At 75.2% G+C, this 509-nt stretch carries 1 pseudogene; it reads left to right on the top strand.

Going from position 1 to position 509, the window contains the following annotated elements:
- Positions 1-450: pseudogene (locus ACJA3G_RS38490) on the top strand (glutamine synthetase); the annotation flags it as partial.
- Positions 451-509 lie beyond the last annotated feature (59 nt).

Raw genomic sequence — 509 nt, 5'->3', positions numbered from 1 at the left:
TCCCCCGCCAGCTACCTCCGCCTGGAACCCTCCCGCTGGGCCGGCGCGTTCCAGTGCTGGGGGCACGAGAACCGGGAGGCCGCCCTCCGCTTCATCACCGGCGCCCCCGACGACCCGGACGCCGCCAACGCCGAGGTCAAGTGCTTCGACCCGGCCGCCAATCCGTATCTCGCGGTGGGCACGGTGATCGCGGCGGGGCTCGCGGGTCTCGACGCCAAGGCGATGCTGCCCGACCCGGTCTCCGGCGACCCGGCGGTGGTCGGCGGCCGGCCCCGCCTGCCCGCCTCCCTGCCGGAGGCGCTGCGCCACTTCACCGCCTCCGGCGTCCTGCGCGAGGCGATGGGCGACCCGCTCTTCGAGGCCTTCGCGGCGGTCCGCCAGGCGGAGTCGGCCCTGTTCGAGGGCAAGTCCCCACAGGAGATCGCGGACGCGACACGGGGGCGGTACTGAGATGGGCGGTACCGAGAGGGGCGGTACTGGGACGGGCGGTACTGGGGCGGGCGGTCAGG

The organism is Streptomyces sp. YS-3 (genome assembly GCF_045257485.1).
Classification (GTDB): Bacteria; Actinomycetota; Actinomycetes; order Streptomycetales; family Streptomycetaceae; genus Streptomyces.
The sequence above is the reverse complement of the archived record's forward strand: the minus strand, read 5'-3'. Positions and strand labels throughout refer to the sequence as shown.